The following is a 20635-nucleotide window of genomic DNA, read 5'->3' as shown; positions in this document are numbered from 1 at the left end:
CTGAGAGCTCTATGACGACGGTTTCGACCGGCTCCGTTCACACGGAAGCCAGGTAGGTGGCTTGCCCGTCCGTGACACTGTACATAGCGCTCCGCAACCTCGGGTTGCGACAGTCCCGGACCTGTTCGACCCGGGCCCAACGGAGCGGATGGGCGGATCCGAACCGTTTCGGCCGGACCTCCTTTCGCTGGGCATGCACGACACCGCACTGTCTGTTCCCAGTTACTGATAGGTTCGGCGACCTCTTCAGTGGCTTTGCAATTACGGGTAAGCATAGAGCGGTTCTCAGACAAGACTCAAACGGCTTCCCTGTCTTCGATGACGATTGGTGAGGTCTGCTTATATCACTGCCGTGCTTGTCGCTGGGTCAGCTGGTAGGCCACCAGGAGGACGATCAGCCAGATGGGCCCGGCGATAACGGCCACTCGGTAGCTGGACGAGAAGCACATGAGCACTACGATCATGGCCAGGAAGGCTAGGACCGCCCAGGGAGTCACCCGAGCAAAGGGCAGCTTGAAGTGCAGGGCGTTCAGAGCGCTTTCGCCGGTCTTGCCCGCCAGGTCGCCGGGGCCCTCGCCACGGGCGACAGCACGCCGGAAGAGCATCTCGGTCACCATGATCATGGACCAGTTGATGATGGCCGAGATCGTGGCGATGCTCATCAGGTAGTTGAAGGCGAACTGTGGCCAGCGAAAGACCACGACCACGGCCAGGGCGATGATGCAGGCCGAGGTCAGCACTCCTGCGTAGGGCACGCCTCCCTTGGACAGCCGTCCCAGATACTTGGGAGCATTGCCCTGCCGAGCCAGGGAGAAGAGCATGCGGGAGTTGGAGTAGAGGGCCGAGTTGTAAACGCTCATGACCGCTGTCAGACAGACGAAGTTGAGGATGCCTGCGGCTGCGTGGACTCCGACTGAGTCGAAGATCTGGACGAAGGGGCTGATGACCATGCCTTGGGCGTTGGGCTTGCCGATGGCATTCCAGGGAACCACGGCCATGATCACCCCAAGCGTCAGGATGTAGAAGACCAGAATCCTCCAGATGATGGCGTTAGTGGCCTTGGGGATGGTCCGGCGCGGATCGGAGGCCTCTCCGGCGGTGATGCCGATGAGCTCGGTGCCGCCGAAGCTGAACATGACCACCGCCAGCGACATGAGCAGACCGGTCCACTGGCCGTTGGACCCGTGACGCATGAGTCCGTTGGGCATGAATCCGCCGCCTACGGTGAACCAATTGGCGAAGGAGGCCCGCAGGCCGTTGGCCGTGGGCAGGGCCATGACCACGACGGCCAGGCCGCCTATGATCATCGCAATGATGGCCGCTATCTTGATGATGGCGAACCAAAACTCGAACTCGCCGAACTTGCTGACTCCCATCAGGTTGGCGGCCGTGATGACCACCAGGAAGAAGGCTGCGGATACCCATGCGGGTATTGCCGGGAACCAGAAGTTGACGAAGGTGCCTACCACGGAGAGCTCGACCATGGACACCAGCACATAGTTCATCCAGTAGTTCCATCCCGACACAAAGCCCGCCCGCTTGGACCAGTAGCGGGTGGCGTAGTAGCTGAAAGCGCCGGACTTGGGGTCTTCCACGCTCATTTCGCTCATGGCTCTGACGATCATGAAGATGGCCAAACCGCCTATCAGATAGGCGATGATGATGGCCGGCCCTGCCAATGAGATGGATTCCCCGGACCCGTAGAAGAGTCCCGTTCCGATGGCGCCGCCCAGCGAGATGAGCTGGATGTGCCTGTTCTTCAGGGTTTTGCGCAGGTCCTTGCTCTGCGACTCCTTGGGTTGATCCATGGGGATGTCATTCCTTAGATGGTGGTAGTTGTCAGCTGAATATGGCCGGCTGACAGGGCCAACCCTATCGGAGTCGTCCGAGCTGAATGACTATGCCTTTGCATTGTGGAATAGAGGCGTCCGCCATATGAGACAGTCAATTCACAGAATGGTGACTGTCTGGTCCTACCATGGGCGTCGGTGCCTGCCGTCTGTTCCCGGTTATCGGCACCTCTGTGATATTGCTGTCCTACCGGCCTCGATGGGCGTCTCTTTCTGGCTGGCGATAATAGATGGGTTGTGAAGACAAGGAGGTGCAGTCAGATGAATCGTAAGGCCAATGGCCCTTCGGCACAGCAGAATCAAGGTGACGGCACCTCGGCAGGCGACGGCATGGAACGCGGTCTGAGCAACCGTCATGTGCAGTTCATCGCCATCGGCGGCACCATCGGCACCGGGCTCTTCCTGGGGTCGGGCAAGTCCATAGCGCTGACCGGACCCTCCATCATTCTGGTCTACATCGGGGTGGGACTGATCATGTACCTGCTCATGCGGGCCATCGGCGAGCTCATGTATCGCAGCCCTGTCCAGCACACCTTCATCGCCTTCATCAGTCGCTACCTGGGCCAGGGTTGGGGATCCTTCGCAGGCTGGTCCTACTGGATCGTGCTCATCCTGATCGGCATGTCCGAGCTGACTGCCGTGGGCACCTACTTCGTCACTTTCTTCGGCACCTTCGGCATTGATCTGAGCGCCTGGCGGGGGCTGATCGAGCTGTGCTTCCTGGCAGCCATGGTGTGTGTCAACCTGATTGCCGTGCGGGTCTTCGGGGAGACCGAGTTCTGGTTCTCCATGATCAAGATCACCCTGATCCTGGCCATGATTGCCACGGCCGTGGTCATGGTCATCACCGGATTCCACTATCCGGCGGTTCACATGCCGGGACAGGATCGGATCAGCCCGGCCGGCCATGCGGGCCTGGACAACATCACCACCGGTCTGAGCCTGGCGCCCAACGGGTGGATGGCCTTCTTCATGAGCTTCCAGATGGTCTTCTTCGCCTACGAGATGATCGAATTCGTGGGAGTGACCGTCTCCGAGACCCAGAATCCCCGCAAGGTCCTGCCCAAGGCCATCAACCAGATCATCCTGAGGGTGTTGATCTTCTATGTGGGCGCCTTGATCGCCATCATGCTGATCGTGCCCTGGCGCTCCTTCCGCCCCAACGCCGACGGCAGCTTCACCTCGCCATTCGTCATGGTCTTCCGCTACGCCGGCGTCGACTGGGCGGCTGCTCTGGTCTTCTTCGTGGTCATCACCGCAGCCAGCTCCTCGCTGAACTCCCTGCTCTATTCCGCTGGCCGCAACCTCTTCCAGCTGGCCGGCGCCGGCCGCTCTCCAGTAATGCGCAGCCTGCATACGATTTCGCGCCGCGGCAAAGTGCCCGCCAGGGCCATCGTCCTGTCCGGAGCGCTGATCCTCCTGTCCCCCCTGCTGCATCTGCTGCCTGGCTTCGAAGACACCTTCGTCCTGTTCACCTCCTGCTCCAGCGCGGTCATTATCTTCATCTACATCCTGACCCTGCTTGCTCACCGCCGCTACCGGACCAGCCCGGACTTCATGCCTGACGGGTTTATCATGCCGGCCTATCGGGTGACAGGAACGGTTGCCATCGTCTTCTTCATCCTGATCTACCTATCCCTCTTCCTGGCTTCCGATACCCGGTATCCGGCCATACTGGGATTGTTCTGGCTGTTGGTCTTCGGTGGCATTTGCCTGCGGAAGCATCGGGGCGAGACGACGCTGGCCGACTGATTCTGGCTTGGGCGAGAGCGAATTATATGGCCTGCTGAGGCAATAAACAAGTCTGGTTTTCATATTGTGCTTGGGCTAGATTGTTTTTCGGTAGCTGTCAAATCGACCTTCGTTGCTCTTAGGTTCGATGACGAGGCACTGACGAAGGAGATCATCGCCTATGGTTGCACAGGTCGGCAGGACACGGGCTGCCAAGGTCGCTGGCTCCCTGTTCTCATGCCTGCTCCTGGCCCTGGTGTTCCTGGTTCTGCAGACCCCGCAGTCGGCCATGGCGGCGAGCGGAGCCACGGATTACGACAGTTGGGCTCAGGTGGCCAGCTCCGTGTCTCGCCAGCTGGACCGAGGGTGTGAGGACTATGCTCGTGGGGATCGCGCCGGAGCCGCCTCGCAATTCATGGGAGCCTACAACGTAGGTTACGTGGGCTCAGGATTCGTCTCGGTCGTGGAGTCGACCTTAGGCCAGGACAGGCGTAACGCTCTGGACGGCCAGTTCCAGGCCCTGCAGAATCAGGCCTATGCCCCGGATGCCGGGCAGGCTCTTATTCAGGGCAGTGAAAAGCTCAAGGCCGATCTGGCTGTTGCGTCCACCCAGCTGGATGCCACCGCAGGACTGGCCAATCCCCGGACCTACGCCAAGGCTCAGCAGGAGCAGATCAAGGCGGATCGTCAACGGCTGGATGCAGCCAAGAAGCATCGGAACAATGGCAAGGGCGACCGGACCTGGACCCAGGTGGTCCATGAGATGACGCCGATTCTCGATCAGGCGCTCGCCCAGGCTTCCAAGGGACAGGGCCAGGCGGGATCCGATCTGGTCAACAAGGCCTATTACCAGTATTACGAAAAGCTGGGCTTCGAAAAGAACGTCATGAACGCCATCAGCGGCAACAGGGTCTCTCAGGTGGAATATCAGTTCAAGGAGACCCGGATGGCCATGGTGGCGGGCAAGCCGGCCAAGACCCTGGTGAACGACCTCAAGAGCATGCTGATCGAAGACGCGGCCACTCTGGACGGAGGCGCCGCGGACCATGTCAACGGGTGGACGACCTTCCTGACCTCCGCCTTCGGCCAGGCCTTTGTGGTTCTGCTGAGGGAGGGGCTGGAGGCCATCCTGGTGGTGGCGGCCATCATTGCCTACCTGGTCAAGTCCGGCCATAAAGACAAAGTTCGGCACATCTACTGGGGCATTGCAGCGGGCCTCGTGGCCAGCGGGCTGGTGGCCCTGCTTTTCACTCTGCTCTTCAACGGGAATGGTCCCCAGCAGGAGATCCTGGAGGGCGTGGTGGCCCTGGTAGCCATGCTCATGCTGCTCTATACCAGCAATTGGATGCTGTCCAAGTCCTCTGTGGAATCCTGGAACCACTACATCCGAAGCCGGACAGTGGCTGCCATCTCGAAGGGCAGCGTTATCTCCCTGGCCCTGCTCTCCTTCCTGGCGGTCTTCCGGGAGGGGGCTGAGACGGTCATGTTCTACCAGGCCATCTTCGCCATGGCTCCGGGCGGCAGACGGGAGATCTGGACCGGTTTTGCGGCTGCCGCTGTAGTGCTGGTCATCGTCTTCGTGCTCATCCGTTTCACGTCGGTCAAAATCCCCATCCGGCCTTTCTTTATCATCACCAGTCTGCTCATGGCGGTCATGGTGGTCATCTTCGCCGGGGGCGGCGTCCATGCCCTGATCGAGGGTGACCTGGTGCCGGCCACCTACCTGCCCGGGGTGCCCACCAGCGATTGGATCGGGCTGTATCCCTACACGCAGACCATCGGCGCTCAAATCCTGGCAGCCCTGGTCGTGGTCGTGCTGGCAATTGTGTCGACCCGCCGCCTGCGCAAGCAGGAGCAATCGCAGTCGAATCAGGACTCCGGCGGGCCCCCGTCGGCAGCCGTCCATCAGACGGAGGCCGATCAGGCCGTCGAAGGGGCTGTGCCCTCCGAGGTCACGGCATCTATGCAAACACCAAAAAGCGAAGGACAATCATGAAGAAGAGACAATTGACCGCCCTGGTCGCGCTGGTGCTCTCAGGCACTCTGGCCTTGGCGGGGTGCGGCTCCAGCGGGTCAGGCACCCGTGAGGCCCCCGCGCCTGAGGCTTCCAGCAGCTCCCAGTCTGATGGCAAGGGGGCTGGATTCGAGGAGATTCCCATCCCGCCGGACGATCAGCAGAAGGGTCCTCTGAACATCGGCACAGTCTTCTTCCAGCCCATCGACATGGAGCCCGCATCCATGGGTCTGAAGGCGGCCGATGCCAGCCTGCATCTGGAGGCTGATATTCACGCCCTGCCCAACAACAACCTAGGCTATGCCAAGGGCGAGTTCATTCCGGATCTGACCGTCAACTACACCATCCAGAACAAGGATGACCCCAACGACAAGCAGTCCGGCACCTTCATGCAGATGAACGCCTCGGATGGCCCGCATTACGGGGCCAACATCAAGATGGAGAAGGCCGGATCCTACAAGCTGACCTATTCTATTGATTCCCCGGAGAAGAAGGGTTGGATGCTGCACGTCGACCCGGAGACCGGCGTGAAGGGTCACTTCTGGACCGAGCCTATCGTGGTCAGCTGGGACTGGGACTACACGCCCCACCAGTGGTAAGCTGCTATGCACCATGCTTGAGCAATTTGTCACGGTGTTGCCGGGGACGCTGGCTCCGGCCCTCCTGGTCATGGTTTTCAGCGTGCTTCTAGGGGTGGGCGAGGGCCGCGATCGGCCCCGTTCCTCCTCCTGGCGACTGATTGGCCTAGGGGTCGGCGTGCTGGGGGCGCTGGTCTTTGCCCTCCTGCGCGCCACCGTGATTATTAACCGCCGGACCATGGTCAACTACCCGACCCTGATAGCTTGTGTTCTGGCTGATCTGGCGGCCATTGCGGTGGTGCTGGCCGCCGACCGGCTGGTTGCGGACAGGCATCGCCGCCCCTGGGCCATGGATCTGGCTAACGGCTTGGCGGCCCTGGCTATAGCCCTGACGACCTTCCGAGCCCTGCCCGATGTCATTCTGCAGCTTACGGCCTTTGTAGAGCCGGGGGAGCCTGTGCTGACCTCGGCCATGCTCCTGCGCGCCCTGGGCTTCTTGCTCGGTCTGGCTGCCGCTGTGACGGTGGCTGCCATTCTGAGGACCATGCGTAACTCCTGCCCCCGGATAGCCTTCCTCCTGGCCGCCCTGCTCATGGTGGTCCTGCTGCTGGTCCGGCACGGCGTAGCCCTGGTGGCCCTGATGCAGACCACCGGCCTGGTTCTTCTGCACGGCTGGGCTTTCCGAGTCATGGCCCTGGGATACAACGCCGACCTGATCCTGGTTCTTGCCCAGGTTCTGGTCTTCATCATTCCAGTCCTGGCCTGCCTGGCTGCAGGCTGGCACATGCCGGTGACCGGAGCCTCCACAGCCGACGACCGCAGCCACCGGGCCTTCCGCCGAAGGGCCTTGGCGTCGGCGGCCTGGAGTCTGGTGGCCATGATCGGCGTCACCCTGGCTCTGACCGTGGGAACGGCCAAGGCTCACCAGGTGCCCGTGCTCTCGCCTCCGGAGCGGTACTCCCTGACTGCCGATACGGCTACCATACGTTTCTCCCAGGTGGAGGATGGACACCTGCATCGATTCAGCTACCGGGCCAAGGACGGCACCGAGATGCGCTTTATCATCATCCGCAAGAATGGCGCGGCCTATGGTGTCGGTCTGGATGCCTGCGAGAACTGCGGGGATGCGGGCTACTACGAAAAAGACGGCAAGATCATCTGCAAGAAGTGCGACGTAGCCATCAACCTGGCCACCATCGGGTTCAAGGGCGGCTGCAATCCCGTCCCTCTGCCCTACAAGACCGGCCGGGGCGCCATACTGATCAGCACCGCCGATCTGGATGCTCTGTCATTGCACTTCAAGAGCTAAGAGAGGGAGGGAGCGGTTGGTATGTTCTTCATGCGAATGATGCTGCGGTCATTCAGCCGCCAGTTCGGGCGAAGAATGCTCATCGCCGTCACAGTCTGCCTGTCGGCCTGCGTGGCTACGGCCATGCTGGGGGTGGTCTTCGACGTAGGCGACAAGCTCAACGCGGAGCTGTCCACTTATGGATCCAACATCACGGTCCAGGCCAAGGCGGATGCCGTGGTCTCCGACCTCTACGGCGACCAGGGGGGCGGCTCCTCGGCCGACGAGTCCACGCCCACCGCTTTCCTCAAGGAGTCCCAGGTGCCCAAGATCAAGACCATCTTCTGGGCCTACAACATCACCGACTTCGCTCCGCGACTGGACCTTCGCGGCACCGTGGACCAGGTAGGCGCCCCCTTGGTGGGCACCTGGTTCGGTCGGACCGTCAAGGTGGACAGCGGCGAGAGCAGCACCGCAGGTCTGAAAGGTCTTCGGCCCTGGTGGAAGGTTCAAGGCCGTTGGCCCAAGGACGAGGCTGGGCCCGGCGGCGGGACCGAAGCCATGATGGGCAAAGAACTGGCTGCACGGCTGGGCGGCCGTCAGGTTGGCGACCAGGTCAAGGTCGACCTGGGTGATCAACAGCGGACCGTCACCATTGTGGGTATCTTCGACTCCGGTGATGCTGATGCCGCCTCCCTCTACCTGCCCACCAAGCCATTGCAGGAGATGTCTGGTCTGACCGATCAGATCGACCAGGTGGAGGTCAAGGCTCTGACTACGCCCGAGAACGACCTGGCCCGCAAGGCCGCACGAAACCCTGCTGCCCTCTCCCAGGACGAATGGGAAACCTGGTATTGCACGGCTTACCCCTCATCCATCGCCTACCAGATCGAAGAGGCCATCCCCGGATCCATGGCCAAGCAGGTCAGACAGGTGGCAGCCCTGCAGGGCGACGTTCTGCAGAAGACCCAGGCGGTCATGATCCTGATGACTGTGCTCAGCCTGCTGGCGGCAGCCATAGCCGTGGCCAACCTGATGGCCTCCTCCATAAGCGAGCGCTCCTCGGAGTTCGCCCTGCTCAAGGCCTTGGGCGCCACCGACGGGGCTGTGTCCAGACTGGTGCTGGCCGAGACGGCCCTGATCGCCCTGGCCGGGGCTCTGGTCGGCGCTCTGCTGGGCTCTGGAGTGGCTCAGATCGTAGGCAGGGTGGTCTTCGGCTCGGGCATTACCATGAGGCCCATGGTCTTTGTGCTGGTCTTCGTGCTGCTGGCCCTGACCGTGCTGCTGGCATCCATCTCGTCCATCAGATCGATTCTGCGGCTTCGGCCGGCGGAGGTGCTTCATGGCCGCTGATCGCCATAAGAGCCATATGACCAATACCCGCATGTTCCTGACTATGCTCTTCGGGGCTGTCTTTCGTCGCCGGGGACGGGCCCTGATGGCCGTAGTGGCCTCCTTGGTCGGTGCGGCCACCCTCTTCTGCCTGGCGGCGGTCTGCATCGAGGCCCCTAGGCAGATCAATCAGGAGATGCGCTCCTACGGAGCCAACCTGGTCGTCTCGCCCATTCAGGGGGGCAATCGGTCCGGGTCCGGCATCGAGCAAGGCATGGTGGACCATACTACCCATATGGTGACCGCCAAGGCCCCAGCCCGGTACGCTACCTATCGATATGAGACGGTGCAGGTCAATGCCGGCGCCCGCGTGATGGCCGGCATCCATCCCGACCAGGTGCGTCAGCTCAACCGTCACTGGAGCGTGGAGGGTTCCTGGCCCCGGCCCGGTTCGGTCATGGTGGGGCGGGACCTGGCTGATTCGCTAGGGCTGACCACCGGCCAGCAGATGACCATCGGCTACCCCGCCGGACAGGTCACCATCACAGGCAAGGCCGGAGGCCAGGGCCGTGACTTTCGAGTGGGGGGCATTGTCGATACCGGCGGCTCCGAGGATCGGATCATCTACGCCGACCTGTCTGATCTGGAGCTCCTGACCGGGGATAAGAGGGGTACCGATGTTATCGAATATTCGGTCAACACCATGACGTCTGGCCTAAAGACCATCGCCAACGACATCAACGACATGACCTCCATGGGGGTCAAAGCCAGACCGGTCACCAGAATCACAGCGGGCGACAGCCATACCATAGCCATGCTCCAGTCGCTTTTCTGGCTGGTCTCGGTGGTGGTGCTGGTCCTGACCTTTGTGGGCGTTGGGACCACCATGGCCTCCATCGTCTCCCAGCGGCGCAGCGAGATCGGCCTGCGCAAGGCCCTTGGCGCCTCCTCGCGGGGAATAGCCATGGAGTTTCTGGCGGAGTCGGCCTGCTATGGATTGGCAGGAGGACTGATCGGCACAGCCCTGGGCTATGGCTTTGCCCGGCTGCTCTGTCTGTCCGTCTTCCAGCGGCCGCTGGGATTCAACTGGTGGCTGGCCCTGGGCACGGTCCTGCTGAGCGTGGCCATATCCATGATCGCATCCATTCGGCCGGTCCTCCGGGCTTCGCGTATCGACCCGGCCCTGGTTCTGAGGGAGGAATGACAATGACGCAGGCAAAGGCGAGCGAGGGCCAGTCGGGCGGCGGCATGCTGCTGGATCTGGACCATGTTTCCAAGATCTACGGTGATCTGCATGCCCTGGACGACCTGAACCTGAGCGTCCCGCAAGGTCAATGGCTGGCCGTGGTGGGGTCCTCCGGCTCAGGCAAGACCACGCTGATGAACATTCTGGGCTGCATGGACACGCCCAGCCGTGGCTCGGTCCGTCTGCAGGGGCGACCGCTGGAGGACTTGAGCCAGTCCCAGCTGGCCGATGTGCGCAAGAACGTGATCGGCCTGGTCTTCCAGAAGTTCTACCTGGTCCCGCATCTGACCGCATTGGAGAATGTCATGGTGGCCCAGTACTACCATTCGGTGGTGGATGAGGACCAGGCCATGAAGGCCCTGGATCGGGTAGGTCTGGCGGATCGGGCCCGGCACCTGCCCAGCCAGCTTTCGGGCGGCGAGCAGCAGCGGGTCTGCGTGGCCCGGGCGCTGATCAACGAACCCAAGCTGATTCTGGCTGACGAGCCCACTGGCAACCTGGACGAGGCCAATGAGCGGATTGTGCTGGACCTCTTTCGGCAATTGCATGACCAGGGAACCTCCCTGATCGTGGTCACCCATGATGCCTTAGTGGCCTCATGCGCTCAGCGGGAGATCATGCTCAACCACGGTGTGCTGGCTGGCGAGCAATGGAATGATGAGGAGGCCAAGCGCGCCTACCTCGCAGCCGGAGGTCGGCCGGCCTTCAGCGGAGCTCCTGGCGATTCCGGGGACCAGAATATTCCGGTGGGCTTCCATGATCCCACTAAAATAGCCAAGACAGGCGGGTCTCTGCCGGGATCAGCCGCTGAATCAGAAGGAGGACGCTGAGATGGCCACAAGCAAGTCTCGCGGACTGGTTACGGCTTCGGCAACATTAGCGACGCTGGTGGCGGTCGGCTCCCTCCTAGGAGGTTGCGGAAGCCAGCAGGCCAAGCCCATGGACGACGAGTTCGCCGGATCAGGCGCCGAGTCCAGCTCTGCTCCAGAGTCGGGAGCCGGCGCTGCGGGCGAGGGCAATCCCATGGCCGTCTCCCGTGATGGACTGCCGACTGCTCCGGCTGATACGGGCAACTATCACGACGGCACCTACGCTCTGACGGGCAAGTACGGGCGTGACGGGGCTGACAGCATCGATGTGGATCTTGACCTGTCGGGAGGCAAGGTGAGCCGGGTACAGGTCCAGGGGCATTCCGACTCGCCCATCTCGCGGGGCCATATGGAACGCTTCGCCCAGGCTGTGCCTGGCGTAGTCCAAGGGCGCCCGCTCAAGGACCTCAAGGTGGAAAAGGTGGCTGGGGCCAGCTGGACCTCGGACGCCTTCAACAAGGCCCTGGACCTTGCTCGGCTGGAGGCTTCGGCGGACAGGTCTTCCTGAAATCCAAACCGAAAGGCTGCTATGCCCAACGTTCGGCATTCGATGCCTTAGAGCGCCAACAGGCCGCTAAACTCTGCGATGGCGTGCTGTACGTACGAGTAGCAGGCTTTACGGGTGGCGGAAACAGAAGGGGCGAGGTTTCGACTCCCCACCCCTTTTCAGAGCTTTATGGCTTTATCGGCCGCGTAGCTATCGGTCGCCTCAGGCCAACTAGCGATCCCACCAAGGCCGCAGCGGGTAGGTGTCCGTGCCGGTCTCGGGATCGGGCTTGATGCACTGGAACTGGTGTATCTGAATGTTGTCGAGCTCGAAGTTGAGCCGTGCGCCGGCCATGTACAGGCCCCAGAGCCGTGCCTTCGGCGCGCCCACCATGGGCTTGGCCTGGTCCCAATGCTCCTGGAGGTTCTCGGTCCAGTGCTTGAGGGTCAGCGCATAGTGCTGACGCAGGTTCTCCTGGGTGATGACCTCGAAGCCGGTGTCCTGAATGGCCAGTTCGATCTCGGCCGGGCTGGCCAGCTCGCCGTCGGGGAAGATGTAGCGGTCAATGAAGCCACCGGCCCTCTTGTGGTCGTGGGAGTTGGTGCGGGTGATCTGGTGGTTGAGCAGGATGCCGCCGGGGCGCAGCTTGTCCATCATCTCCTTGAAGTAGGAGGGGTACTGCTTGTAGCCCACATGCTCCATCATGCCGATGGAGCAAATTCCGTCGAATCCGGACTCAGGAACGTCGCGGTAGTCCATCAGCCTGACCTCGGCCAGATCCTGCAGACCCTCCTGGCGGATCCAGTTCTGGGCCCATTCGACCTGCTCCTCGGCCAGAGTTACACCGATGACGTGAATGCCGCGGCGGGCCGCCGCGATCTCCATGGAGCCCCAGCCACAGCCCACGTCCAGCAGACGGTCGCCCTTGTTCAGGCGCATCTTGTCCAAGACCATGTTGAGCTTGTGCCACTGAGCGTCCTCAAGGCTGTTGTCCGCCTTCTCGAAGACGGCGCAGGTGTAAGTCATGGAGGAGCCCAGGAAGAGCCGGTAGAAGTCGTTGGACTGGTCGTAATGGTAGCTGACTGTGGCTGCGTCCCCCCGGCGGGTGTGGGGGCGGATGCCTTCGGTCAGTCGCTTGGCCAGGGAGGGCCCCTCGATGGCCGGCGGCTCGGGCACGCGTACACCATGAGAGAAGACGGCCGCAGCTGCACGGGCCAGCTCCATCCTGCTGGGATGCTTGACGAAGTGCTTGAGACCCATCAGCTCCTTGAGAACCTGGTAGGGGTTGCCCGGCAGCAGCTCTGGAGAGTCCAGATCGCCCTGCAGGTAGGCGCGGGCCAAGCCCAGGTCGTTAGGGTTCTCTGTGATGTAGTACATGGCACGGGAATTCTTGACTTCCAGATGCAGCGGCGCTTGCTCCTGCCCGAAGACCGACCCGTCAAAGGCGGTCACCTGCACAGGCGCGTCAGGGGTGAGGAAGAGCCCGATCATCTCGGCTACAGTCATCTTGCTTTTGGCCATGAAGCCCCCTTGTTCGTGACCCGGGCATGACAGATCATGGCGGGTCTGATAGTTGATGAATATAGGTACTGTCTTCACATTACCCCCGACACTGGTCCCTGTTGGTGCCATGTTCGGTGAATTATTCCGCATGGGAAACCTTGATCGGGTACAGACTCTTTGGTTAGGCTGAACGAGGATCCCAGAGGGAATCCGAACACGGAGGCAACCAGGGAATGAGCGGTAGCGGTTCAGCGATAAACAGTGCGGATGAAGCCTGGATTCAGGACACTCTTGCCAGATTAGGACATTCACGCTTTCGGGCTGGATTCTCTCTATCGGCCAAGGATCGCGCCTATGCTCGCGCCAAGGGCAGGGATACCATCGACCGCCATGCCCATGAGATGCTGGCCAAGCGTGTGGGGCCTGCTCATCCGCTCAAGGATGGCAAACAGACCCCCTACCGTGGGCATCCGGTCTTCACGGCCCAGCATGCCACAGCAACCTGCTGCCGGGGGTGCATTGAGCGCTGGCATCACATTCCGCGCGGCCGGTCTCTGACCGATGCAGAGGTTGATGTCCTGGCCAGGCTGGTCATGGCTTGGATCGAGCGCGACCTAGTCAGCCATCCGATCCACCCGGCCTGATAGCGCTCACTATTTCTTCTTCTTAGCGCCTGTGCGGGAAAGGCCCAGAAGCTTGCGCGCCTCAGTAGCCAGCTTTTTCGGTGTCTTGCGCACGCCGCTCTCTTCGGCGTCCTTGATGATGGTCTTCACATCCAGATCGGGGTTGCGGTCCTGTGTGGCCACCAGGTCGCGCGCCTCCTGACGATTGAGCACGGTGGGCAGGGTGCCGGGCATGGGGCGCCGGGCGGTCTCCGCCAGGAAGAGCACAGTGATCAGTCCGCAGGTCGAGGTGAACATAATCCAGTAGGCAGGTGCCAGAGACTTGCCGGTCGCAGTTACCAGACCCTCCATAATGACAGGCGCAGTGCCGCCGAAGACGGCCACAGCCAGGTTGTATGACAGTCCCATGCCGCCGTAACGAGAGGCAGTGGGGAAGAGGGCAGGCAGGGTGGAGGCCAGGTTGGCTACGAAGAAGATGACCGGGATGGCCAGCAGAACCAGTCCGCCGAAGACGGCGCCAGTGGTCTCACGCTCCAGCAGGCGGAAGGCCGGCAGGGACAGGCACAGTCCGGTGAGCGCCCCCATGAATAGGACTTTCTTGCGCCCGAAGCGGTCGGACAGTGCTCCGGTGATGGGGATGCAGCAGGCCACCATGAGCAGGACCGGCAGGGAAAGCAGGTTGGCCTGGGCCGTGTTGTAGTGCAGGGTGCCCGACAGGTAGGTGGGCATGTAGGCGGTCAGCGTGTAGCTGAGGGTGTTTGCTGCAGCCACCAGGATGAAGGCCATGAGCAGTTCCCGCCAATAGCCCCGGATCAGGTCCAGCAGGCTCTTGTGCTGGCTCTTGGTTTTCTCGTCGCTGGCGTCCTGTGCCTGACGGAAGGCGGGGGTGTCCTGGACCTTGGCCCGGAAGTAGACCGCGATGGCGGCCAGTGGCAGTGCGATGATGAAGGGGATGCGCCAGCCCCATGACAGCATGGCCTGCGGGGAGATGGAGAACTCCAGCAGGGAAACCAACGCCGCCCCGAAGGCGTAGCCCAGATAGGATCCCACATCCAACAGGGAGGCGAAGAAGCCGCGATGTCGATCCGGTGAGTATTCGGTGACCATGGTCGAGGCCCCCGCATATTCGCCGCCTGTGGAGAAGCCTTGGATCAGCTTGAGCACGATGAGCAGAATGGGCGCTAGAGGGCCGACAACAGCATAGCTGGGCAGGAGGCCGATCAGCAGGGTGGCTGCGGACATGCTCAGCAGGGTGAAGGCTAGGATGCGCTGGCGACCGATCTTGTCGCCCAGCTGGCCCAGAACCACGCCGCCCAGGGGTCGGGCGACGAAAGTGACGGCGAAGACGCCCAGAGAGAAGAGCCGCTGTACGGCATCGGATGCGTCGGACAGGAAGACGCGGCCAATGGTCACTGCCAGGTAGCCGTAGACCCCCACGTCATACCATTCCATGAAGTTACCGACCACGGTGCCGGCGATGGCCCGTTTGAGTGTGGATCTGTCCACTACGTTGATATCGGTCAGATGCAGACGCTCGCTCCAGCCGCGATGCGGCCTGGGATTCTGCTTGCGGGCCTTGCGTTTTGCTGCCGCCTGCTGCTTCTTCAGTTGCTTGGCTGTCTGTCGATCACGCTGTTTCTGCTCGCGCTGGCCGCTCTTTTTTGCAGCCGAAATTTTATCGTCCTCTGCCATTGTTCCTTCTCCGGCCACTAGGCCGTTGTTCCTCTTTTCCGCCTTTGTGATTTCCCTATCTGCCTCTTCCTTTAGCGGTTTTCACAAAAATGTCATAAATACAAAGCTTACCACGCCCTCTGTTGTGGACTGCGAAAGGGCCATGCTCCAGACTCACAGCCCACTTAGCAGGCTTCGCTCCAGTCCTCGAGGAATCCGAGGTTCCGGTAGTCAGGATCAGGTGGATGGCAGACGCTCTGATCGGTCTCTTCTCTAAGCTCGTTCGGGAAGAGGCTGGGCTTGAGGATTGTCGTTCCAGCGTTGGCAGTGGATGCTGTAGGCGGTCCGAACGAGCGCTTGGGCGCGCTCACGAGCAGCATCAGGATCGTGTTAAATACTTAAGTCAGGCTGCTTCCTTTGCAGCTGGATGGGGACTATGTCAATCTGCCGGGCAAATGGAACGGTTCGGTTGTAGAGGCCCGGATCCGTCCGATCGTTTCTCGTGATTTCAGCGGTTTTCCTCCGCTAGATTCAGTCGGCGTAATGCATGTTTAGGAATGTACCGGGTCGGCCGGTGTCGGGTGCCCAAGTCAATGTGCATCGTGAGGGCGGCTTCGTTTGAGCGTGCCGGATGAAAAACGGGCCCGCCCGTTGGGGGAGGCACGTCACGACGTGATCCCTTGGAACGGGTGGGCTCTGCTCGGTGAAAGAGCGGTCCTGTCAAGCTTTCAGGAAGTCAGGATCAGCAAAGGCGGGGTTAGGATAGGTGTAGAATCCTTGTCCCGAATCCTTGCCGGTCTTGCCCTCGTCCATCATCTTCTGGATCTTCTCCATGAAGGGCTTGAAGTCTGGGTTGTCGCCCTGCTGCTCCTTGGTGATGTTGAAAGCTGTCCGCAGCCCCACCACGTCAAAGATGGCAAAGGGTCCCATGGGGGCGCCCGTGCCGATCATCCAGGTCTTGTCCACGGTCTCTGGGTCTGCAATGTCGTGGCCCCAGAGGTGGGCGGCGGCGTTGAGCAGGGGAATGAGAAGGGTGTTCAGGACGTATCCGGGCTGCTCCTTCTTCAGGACGATGGGAACCATGCCGATTTCCTTGGCATAGTCCACGATTTCGTTGAAGACCCTGGGGTCAGTCTGCTCGGAGCCCATGATCTCTGCGGTGTTGTTCAGCCAGACCTGGTTGGCGAAGTGCATGTTCAGGAACTTGTCCGGCCTGCCCGTGTCGGGTGCGAAGGTGCTGGGTACGTAGGTGGACGAGTTGCTGGTGAAGATAGTATCCTCGGGTGCCAGTTTGGCCAGGCTCTGGTAGAAGTCGTGCTTGATGGAGGGCTTTTCGGGGACGGCTTCGATGACCAGATCGGCGTTCTTGACAGCCTCAGCCATGTCCGAGCTGTACGACATGTTGTTCAGGCCTGCATCGAACTGCTCGTCGGTGGCGTTAATGTCATGCTTGTAGGAATCGCGCAGGTTCTTGACGCGCTCCTCTGCCGCCGCTACAGCCTGGTCGTTGATGTCGTAGATCGTCACCTTCTTGCCTTTGAAGGCAGATTGATAGGCGATCTGGCTGCCAAGCACACCGCCGCCAGCAACCGTGACATTATGAATGTTCGTCATAGAAACCTCTTTCATTTGTGGTATCCATCCTTGGATACGCTCTTCTATAATAGAGTCAGGTCTTGGAAGGGCCTGGCTCACAGATGCGGCAGACAGACGATCAGGCCTTGAGGAAGTCCTCATCCTTGTAGCGCGGGTTCGGATAATCATAGAATCCATGGCCCGCGTCACTACCCGTCTTCCCCTCGTCGAGCATCTTCCGGACCTTCTCCAGGAAGGGCTTGAAGCCAGGGTCGTCGCCTTTCTGCTCCTCGATGATGTTGTAGATGGTCCGCAGGCCGACCGCATCATAGGCGCCGAAGGGGCCAACGGGCGAGCCAGTGCCGATCATCCAGGTCTTGTCGATGGTTTCAGGGTCTGCTATGTCATTGCCCCAGAGGTAGCCGGCATCCTCCAGGAAGGGGACCAGCAGGCTGTTGAGAATGTATCCGGGCTGCTCCTTATGGAGAGGGATGGGGACCATGCCGATTTCCTTGGCATAGTCCACGATTTCGTTGAAGATGTCGGGGTCGGTCTGGTCGGAGCCCATGATCTCGGCGGTGTTCATGCGCCATACGTGATTGGCGAAGTGAAGGCAGAGGAACTTAGCCGGACGACCGGTGTCGGCAGCATAGGTGCTGGGGACGTAGGTGGAGGAGTTGCTGGCGAAGATGGTCTTCTCGGGGGCTACCTTGGCCAGGCTCTGATAGAAGTTGTGCTTGATGGAGGGTTTCTCGGGGACGGCTTCGATGACCAGATCGGCGTTCTTGACGGCTTCAGCCAGGTCTGCGCTGTAGCTCAGATTATTCAGCCCTGCATCGAACTGCTCGTCGGTGGCGTTGATGTCCCGCTTGTAGAGGCCGCGACGGTTCTTGATCCGCTGCTCAGCTGCTGCAATGGCCTCATCGTTGATGTCGTAGACTGTGACTTTCTTGCCCTTGAATGCTGATTGGAAGGCGATCTGGCTGCCCAGCACCCCGCCGCCGGCCACCGTGACATTCTCAATGTTCGTCATGAGAAACTTCTTTCATTATCTGGCATCCTGCGTTGGACGCAATGCTCATTTTAGCGGAAAGACACAAGTCGAATAGCAAGGGGTTTTGTGCCTAAAACGGCTATTTTCTAAGGAAATTCAGGTGGGTTCAGTTCCTTGCCGGTCACAGATAAATGTGTCTTATTACTCACATGGGATTGCCCGTATGGGGCAGTCCTGCCAGAGCGCAGCATCCGGCAAGGTGCCATGCACATACTGCCTGCACGATTCGCGCGTCTGGGTGTGGCTTTTGCAGCTTATGCGGGTGGCATTCAGAGAATCTGGCAGAATTCGATGGTCTCCTGGTTGGGGCCAATGACGTTGAAGTAGCGGATTCCGCGCTGCCAGAAGGTGGGAATGGATTGGACGGAGTCCTCTCTGATGTTCAATCCCATCTCCAGGGCATGCTCGTAAGCCGCATCGATGTCTGGTGCATCCAGCGCCCAGTGGTTGATCGCTCCGGTGCGCATGGGCGCAGGCTCACCCTCCCAGGTTTCGATGGTCAAATGACCTAGGCGCAGGAAGGCACAGCGGTTCTCGCCGTTGGGGTATATGCCGACCAGCTCGAATCCGAGTTTGTCGGTGTAAAAGTCGATGGTCTCGTCCAAGTCGCGGGCGATCATGCCCGAGTGCTGCAGATCTTTGGCATAGCCAGACATAGGTTTCATAATGGCCGCTCCCTTGGTGCCTTAAAGCTGTAACGCTTCCTGATGTCTACTCTAGACGGTTGGGCGTCCGGGCATATGAGGAGGGTGTTCAAAGGCACAAGGTGATGGAGGCTAACCAGGTGATGAGGTCTGAAATTTTCAGAAGTCTCCCCCAACTGCGTACAAGCGGACAGGCTCTTGCGATTGACAGGGAGTTGGGTGGCGATAATAGTCATGATCGTTAATTGTTTTCGATGGTGAGCTGATTGAGCACAGCACCATATCTCTGCTTAATATTGTCTTCTCCTTTGCAGAGGCCTAAATGGTATTTTCCGCGTCCAGTCAGGTTCGGTTTGGCGATCATGTAGTTGCGTATTAACGCGCAGGTGTTAGAGTATGGTTTAATGTCAAATCAACATTGATGTTGAAGTTGCTTCGTGAAGTCAAAGATGATTCATTCATAAAAGCGTCATGCGATTGCCGCTGGATAGCGGGAGGAACAATGATATCGGTAAAAAAGATTCTGACGAGCGGAACAGTCGTATTGTCAGTGTTGGGCTTGGCTGCATGCGGCAGTTCTCAATCCGGGGGGCAATCAGATGCCGCAGGGTCTACGGAAATTACAGTCTGGGCTTGGGAAAAGACATATCAAACTGTAATAAAGCCGTTTGAAGCCAAGTATCCTAATATCAAAGTCAAATTAGTCAATGTCGGGGTTGGCAATGATCAGTACAAAGCATTGAACAATGCCTCAGAGGCAGGTTCGGGTTTGCCAGATATCGCCCAATTCAGCTACGAAGACCTTCCAGAGTTTCAGATCAGGCATATTGTTAAGGATATTAGCAAGTACGTTCCCAGTAATTTCAAGAACGATTATACAAAGGGAACTTGGGCCTCATCTGCTATCAATGGTGGTATTTATGGGCTGCCAATGGATTCCGGTCCCATGGCTATGTTCTACAACAAGGAAGTTTTTGACAAGGCCGGCGTGACCGAACCTCCGAAGACCTGGGACGAATATTACGAGGCGGCCAAGAAAGTAAAGGCAGTCGGATCATACATCGAGGCTGATTCCGGCGATGCTGGATTCTTCAAAGCCATGATATGGGCCTTTGGCGGTCATCCATATGATTACTCAAGCGATGGGCAAAATATAACGATCAACCTTTCGAGTGACAAAGGAACTCAGCGGTTTTTGGAATTTTGGCAACGCATGTCAGATGAGAATCTGGTCAATAAAAAGCTGTCCGTGTGGTCGGATGAGTGGAATAGAAGCTTAGGAGATGGTTCTACCGCCGCGCTTTTGATTGGGGCTTGGATGCCGCCGAATCTGCTTTCGTCAGCTCCGCAGGCCGCTGGTAAATGGCGAGTTGCTCCCATGCCTGTTCTGCATGAAGGCGATAAGCATAACTCCGAAAACGGAGGGTCAGTATTGGCTGTGATCGACAAGACTTCTAAGGCTGATGCCGCATACAAATTCGTGCAATATGCCTCCCATGACCGCGGATCTATCAAATTGCGCGTTGGGGCTGGGGCATTCCCTGCCGATACCAAGACTTTGGCAGATAAGCAGTTCTTGGATTCAACGTCTGTCAAGGGGGGCGATGGCAAGGCTGTTGAGTATTTTGGCGGGCAAAAGTTCAACGAAGTACTGTCGCAGGCCGCAAAAGATGTCGATCCTCATTTCAAAAATATTCTGTTTAATGTTTATGCAAGCAGCATCTATGGCGATTATGCGTCCAAGGCTTACTATGGCCAATCCACTTTTAAGCAAGCAATTACCGATTGGCAGAATAGCTTGAAGAAATATGCAAGTCAGCAGGGCTTCACAGTTAAATAGCTGTTATCAAATAGCTGCTAGCGCACAGGAAACCCATACTGTCCTCGGCAGGAACGCTTGCCTATATGTAAACGTTCCTGTCGAGAGGCGGATAGCCGCGCTGTTATTTTGAGTTTGTTGAAAAGGGTCAAGATATGGGTAGGAGAGTTGTGAGCTCAGGCGGTCACACGGCATCGGTGCCGCAGCATTCGCGGACGGCTGCCCGTTGGCGTGGTTGGTTGTTTATGGGGCCGTTTGCGTTGGTGTTTGTGGTGGTGTTTGTGGTGCCGGTGTTGTATGCGGTGTGGATTTCCTTGTTTCAGCATCGGATGGTTGGCGGGACGGTGTTTG

General features: G+C 59.5%; 17 protein-coding genes, 1 pseudogene and 1 riboswitch. Of the genes and pseudogenes, 11 read left to right on the top strand and 7 right to left on the bottom strand.

Going from position 1 to position 20635, the window contains the following annotated elements; genetic code table 11:
* Positions 1-76: 76 nt before the first annotated feature.
* Positions 77-255: riboswitch (Lysine riboswitch) on the bottom strand.
* Positions 256-344: 89 nt separating this feature from the next.
* Positions 345-1808: an amino acid permease gene (locus DKK75_RS07735; RefSeq protein ID WP_110452852.1), complete on the bottom strand. Its 1464-nt coding sequence runs from the start codon at positions 1806-1808 to the stop codon at positions 345-347.
* A 303-nt stretch (positions 1809-2111) separates the two neighbouring features.
* On the opposite strand from DKK75_RS07735, the gene DKK75_RS07730 reads away from it, so the two are divergent.
* The 8 genes from DKK75_RS07730 (at position 2112) to DKK75_RS07695 (ending at position 11416) form a co-directional block, all read left to right on the top strand.
* Positions 2112-3602 (top strand): amino acid permease, encoded by a 1491-nt coding sequence (locus DKK75_RS07730; RefSeq protein WP_110452851.1) that lies wholly within the window; start codon positions 2112-2114, stop codon positions 3600-3602.
* Between the two features lie 160 nt (positions 3603-3762).
* Positions 3763-5577 (top strand): FTR1 family iron permease, encoded by a 1815-nt coding sequence (locus DKK75_RS07725; protein WP_110452850.1) that lies wholly within the window; start codon positions 3763-3765, stop codon positions 5575-5577.
* Positions 5574-6194: an iron transporter gene (locus DKK75_RS07720; protein ID WP_110452849.1), complete on the top strand. Its 621-nt coding sequence runs from the start codon at positions 5574-5576 to the stop codon at positions 6192-6194. Before DKK75_RS07725 ends, DKK75_RS07720 begins: the two co-directional genes overlap by 4 nt.
* A 13-nt stretch (positions 6195-6207) precedes the next feature.
* A complete protein-coding gene (locus DKK75_RS07715; protein ID WP_110452848.1) occupies positions 6208-7482 on the top strand; it encodes a DUF2318 domain-containing protein in 1275 nt (424 codons plus the stop codon).
* A 21-nt stretch (positions 7483-7503) separates the two neighbouring features.
* The gene (locus DKK75_RS07710; RefSeq protein ID WP_110452847.1) at positions 7504-8814 is read left to right on the top strand and encodes an ABC transporter permease; all 1311 of its coding nucleotides are present in this window, start codon (positions 7504-7506) and stop codon (positions 8812-8814) included.
* 16 nt (positions 8815-8830) lie between these two features.
* Positions 8831-9997 (top strand): ABC transporter permease, encoded by a 1167-nt coding sequence (locus DKK75_RS07705; RefSeq protein ID WP_181414523.1) that lies wholly within the window; start codon positions 8831-8833, stop codon positions 9995-9997.
* Positions 9998-10041: 44 nt separating this feature from the next.
* Positions 10042-10869 (top strand): ABC transporter ATP-binding protein, encoded by an 828-nt coding sequence (locus DKK75_RS07700; RefSeq protein ID WP_110452893.1) that lies wholly within the window; start codon positions 10042-10044, stop codon positions 10867-10869.
* Between the two features lies 1 nt (position 10870).
* Positions 10871-11416 carry an FMN-binding protein gene (locus DKK75_RS07695; RefSeq protein WP_110452845.1) on the top strand — a complete coding sequence of 182 codons (546 nt, stop codon included), beginning with the start codon at positions 10871-10873 and terminating at the stop codon, positions 11414-11416.
* Between the two features lie 210 nt (positions 11417-11626).
* Here DKK75_RS07695 and DKK75_RS07690 read toward each other — a convergent pair whose 3' ends face one another.
* Positions 11627-12916, bottom strand: coding sequence for a class I SAM-dependent methyltransferase (locus DKK75_RS07690; protein WP_110452844.1), 1290 nt, complete (start codon positions 12914-12916; stop codon positions 11627-11629).
* Between the two features lie 215 nt (positions 12917-13131).
* Between DKK75_RS07690 and DKK75_RS07685 the strand changes: the two genes are divergently transcribed.
* Entirely contained in the window at positions 13132-13542 is a 411-nt protein-coding gene (locus tag DKK75_RS07685) for a DUF4186 domain-containing protein (RefSeq protein WP_110452843.1), read from the top strand.
* A 9-nt stretch (positions 13543-13551) separates the two neighbouring features.
* Here DKK75_RS07685 and DKK75_RS07680 read toward each other — a convergent pair whose 3' ends face one another.
* The 5 genes from DKK75_RS07680 to DKK75_RS07660 form a co-directional block, all read right to left on the bottom strand.
* Entirely contained in the window at positions 13552-15213 is a 1662-nt protein-coding gene (locus DKK75_RS07680) for an MFS transporter (RefSeq protein WP_110452842.1), read from the bottom strand.
* Between the two features lie 164 nt (positions 15214-15377).
* The gene (locus DKK75_RS07675; RefSeq protein ID WP_110452841.1) at positions 15378-15572 is read right to left on the bottom strand and encodes a hypothetical protein; all 195 of its coding nucleotides are present in this window, start codon (positions 15570-15572) and stop codon (positions 15378-15380) included.
* A gap of 340 nt (positions 15573-15912) precedes the next feature.
* On the bottom strand, positions 15913-16806 hold the full coding sequence (locus DKK75_RS07670) for a 3-hydroxyacyl-CoA dehydrogenase (protein ID WP_110452892.1): 894 nt from the start codon (positions 16804-16806) through the stop codon (positions 15913-15915).
* 100 nt (positions 16807-16906) lie between these two features.
* The gene (locus tag DKK75_RS07665) at positions 16907-17800 is read right to left on the bottom strand and encodes a 3-hydroxyacyl-CoA dehydrogenase (RefSeq protein ID WP_110452840.1); all 894 of its coding nucleotides are present in this window, start codon (positions 17798-17800) and stop codon (positions 16907-16909) included.
* Positions 17801-18090: 290 nt separating this feature from the next.
* Positions 18091-18489, bottom strand: coding sequence for a VOC family protein (locus tag DKK75_RS07660; RefSeq protein ID WP_181414522.1), 399 nt, complete (start codon positions 18487-18489; stop codon positions 18091-18093).
* Between the two features lie 478 nt (positions 18490-18967).
* On the opposite strand from DKK75_RS07660, the gene DKK75_RS07655 reads away from it, so the two are divergent.
* Positions 18968-20305, top strand: coding sequence for an ABC transporter substrate-binding protein (locus DKK75_RS07655; protein ID WP_110452838.1), 1338 nt, complete (start codon positions 18968-18970; stop codon positions 20303-20305).
* A 149-nt stretch (positions 20306-20454) separates the two neighbouring features.
* Positions 20455-20635 (top strand): annotated as a pseudogene (locus tag DKK75_RS08230) (carbohydrate ABC transporter permease); the annotation flags it as partial.

The sequence above is a fragment of the Bifidobacterium asteroides genome (assembly GCF_003202695.1).
GTDB lineage: Bacteria > Actinomycetota > Actinomycetes > Actinomycetales > Bifidobacteriaceae > Bombiscardovia > Bombiscardovia asteroides_G.
The sequence above is the reverse complement of the archived record's forward strand: the minus strand, read 5'-3'. Positions and strand labels throughout refer to the sequence as shown.

Bases quoted from the DNA above. Each gene is read 5' to 3' on its own strand.
- DKK75_RS07680 (WP_110452842.1), bottom strand. From the start codon at position 15,213: ATGGCAGAGGACGATAAAATTTCGGCTGCAAAAAAGAGCGGCCAGCGC.
- DKK75_RS07690 (WP_110452844.1), bottom strand. From the start codon at position 12,916: ATGGCCAAAAGCAAGATGACTGTAGCCGAGATGATCGGGCTCTTCCTC.
- DKK75_RS07655 (WP_110452838.1), top strand. From the start codon at position 18,968: ATGATATCGGTAAAAAAGATTCTGACGAGCGGAACAGTCGTATTGTCA.
- DKK75_RS07710 (WP_110452847.1), top strand. From the start codon at position 7,504: ATGTTCTTCATGCGAATGATGCTGCGGTCATTCAGCCGCCAGTTCGGG.
- DKK75_RS07735 (WP_110452852.1), bottom strand. From the start codon at position 1,808: ATGGATCAACCCAAGGAGTCGCAGAGCAAGGACCTGCGCAAAACCCTG.
- DKK75_RS07725 (WP_110452850.1), top strand. From the start codon at position 3,763: ATGGTTGCACAGGTCGGCAGGACACGGGCTGCCAAGGTCGCTGGCTCC.
- DKK75_RS07700 (WP_110452893.1), top strand. From the start codon at position 10,042: ATGCTGCTGGATCTGGACCATGTTTCCAAGATCTACGGTGATCTGCAT.
- DKK75_RS07705 (WP_181414523.1), top strand. From the start codon at position 8,831: ATGACCAATACCCGCATGTTCCTGACTATGCTCTTCGGGGCTGTCTTT.
- DKK75_RS07685 (WP_110452843.1), top strand. From the start codon at position 13,132: ATGAGCGGTAGCGGTTCAGCGATAAACAGTGCGGATGAAGCCTGGATT.
- DKK75_RS07675 (WP_110452841.1), bottom strand. From the start codon at position 15,572: ATGCTGCTCGTGAGCGCGCCCAAGCGCTCGTTCGGACCGCCTACAGCA.
- DKK75_RS07720 (WP_110452849.1), top strand. From the start codon at position 5,574: ATGAAGAAGAGACAATTGACCGCCCTGGTCGCGCTGGTGCTCTCAGGC.
- DKK75_RS07670 (WP_110452892.1), bottom strand. From the start codon at position 16,806: ATGACGAACATTCATAATGTCACGGTTGCTGGCGGCGGTGTGCTTGGC.
- DKK75_RS07715 (WP_110452848.1), top strand. From the start codon at position 6,208: ATGCTTGAGCAATTTGTCACGGTGTTGCCGGGGACGCTGGCTCCGGCC.
- DKK75_RS07730 (WP_110452851.1), top strand. From the start codon at position 2,112: ATGAATCGTAAGGCCAATGGCCCTTCGGCACAGCAGAATCAAGGTGAC.
- DKK75_RS07695 (WP_110452845.1), top strand. From the start codon at position 10,871: ATGGCCACAAGCAAGTCTCGCGGACTGGTTACGGCTTCGGCAACATTA.
- DKK75_RS07665 (WP_110452840.1), bottom strand. From the start codon at position 17,800: ATGACGAACATTGAGAATGTCACGGTGGCCGGCGGCGGGGTGCTGGGC.